1 protein-coding gene is annotated in these 1948 nt (G+C 72.4%); it reads left to right on the top strand.

Features of this window, described 5'->3' with window-relative positions; all coding sequences use genetic code 11:
* Positions 1–1948: 1-deoxy-D-xylulose-5-phosphate synthase (gene dxs, locus D9599_RS30500; RefSeq protein ID WP_198385095.1), on the top strand; the 1948-nt coding region annotated here is incomplete at both ends.

Raw genomic sequence — 1948 nt, 5'->3', positions numbered from 1 at the left:
CGCCCTCGGACGCCGTTGTTGGATCGAGTGTTGGTACCGTCCGACATGCGGAACCTGTCGGCCGAGCAGTTGCGTCAGCTGGCCGATGAGTTGCGGGCGGAGACGGTGGAGGTGGTTTCGACCACGGGCGGGCATCTCGGGGCGAGCCTGGGGGTGGTGGAGCTGACGGTGGCGCTGCACGCCATCTTCGACACGCCCAGCGACCGGCTGATCTGGGACGTCGGGCACCAGGCCTACCCGCACAAGATCCTGACCGGGCGGCGGGACCGCATGCGCACGCTCCGCCAGGGGGGTGGGTTGTCGGGCTTCACCCGGCGCGCGGAGAGCGAGTACGACCCGTTCGGTGCCGCGCACTCCTCCACCTCGATCTCGGCCGGGCTCGGCATGGCGGTGGCGCGCGACCTGCTGGGGGCGCAAGGCGGGGGCGCGGGCGCGGGCAAGGCGGTGCCGCTGCCGGGCGGCGGGGCCGCGCCCGACCGGGCGAGCCAGGCGGTGATCGCGGTGATCGGCGACGGCGCCATGTCGGCCGGCATGGCCTACGAGGCGATGAACAACGCGGGCGCGATGAGGTCGCGCCTGATCGTCGTGCTCAACGACAACGACATGTCCATCGCCCGGCCCGTGGGCGCCATGTCGGCCTACCTGTCGCGCCTCATCTCCTCGCGTCCCTTCCTGTCCATCCGCGAGGTCATGGCGCGGCTTGCGCGGCGCTTCCCGCGCCCGATCGCCGAGGCCGCCAGGCGGGCCGACGAGTACGCCCGCGGCATGCTGACGGGCGGCACGCTCTTCGAGGAGATGGGCTTCTACTACGTCGGTCCCGTCGACGGGCACGACCTCGACCACCTGCTGCCCGTGCTGCGCAACCTGCGCGACGCCGAGGAGAGCGGGCCCATCCTGCTCCACGTGGTCACCCAGAAGGGCAAGGGCTACCAGCCCGCCGAGGCGAGCCCGGACAAGTACCACGGCGTCGCCAAGTTCAACGTGGTCACCGGCGAGCAGGCCAAGGCGCCGCCCGGGCCGCCCTCCTACACGAAGGTCTTCTCGAGCGCCCTCATCGCCGAGGCCGAGGCCGACCCGCGCATCGTCGCCGTCACCGCCGCCATGCCCGGCGGCACGGGGCTGGACGCCTTCGAGCGCCGCTTCCCGCGGCGCACCTTCGACGTGGGCATTGCCGAGCAGCACGCGGTGACCTTTGCCGCCGGCATGGCCTGCGAGGGGCTGCGGCCCTTCGTCGCCATCTACTCGACCTTCCTCCAGCGCGCCTACGACCAGGTGGTGCACGACGTCGCGCTGCAGAACCTGCCCGTGCGCTTCGCCATGGACCGGGCCGGGCTGGTGGGCGCGGATGGCGCCACCCATGCCGGCGCCTACGACATCGCCTATCTCGGCTGCATCCCGAACATGACGCTCATGGCAGCCGCCGACGAGGTGGAGCTCACCCACATGGTGGCCACCGCCGCCGCCCACGACACGGGCCCCATCGCGCTGCGCTACCCCCGCGGCGAGGGCACCGGCCTCGAGATCCCCGCCCGCGGCACCGTGCTCCCCATCGGCAAGGGACGCGTCCTCCGCCAGGGCTCGACCATCGCCATCCTCTCCTACGGCACCCGGCTGGCCGAGGCGCTTCGCGCCGCCGACGAGCTCGCCGCCCAGGGCCTCTCCTGCACGGTGGCCGACGCGCGCTTCGCCAAGCCGCTCGACACCGAGCTCCTCGAGCGCCTCGCCCGCACCCACGCCGTCCTCCTCACCGTCGAGGAGGGCTCGGTGGGGGGCTTCGGCTCCCTCGTCGCCCACCACCTCGCCCATGCCGGGCTGCTCGACGGCGGACTGCGCTTCCGCCCTCTCACCCTCCCCGACACCTACATCGACCACGACACCCCTAAAAAGCAGTACGACCTGGCCGGGCTGAACTCACCCCAGATCGCACAGGCCGCCCGAAACGCTCTCG

It is taken from the genome of Roseomonas sp. KE2513 (assembly GCF_016107305.1).
In the GTDB taxonomy this organism is placed as follows: domain Bacteria; phylum Pseudomonadota; class Alphaproteobacteria; order Acetobacterales; family Acetobacteraceae; genus Roseomonas.
Note: the sequence above shows the minus strand (reverse complement) of the source record. Positions and strands in the feature narration are given on the sequence as shown.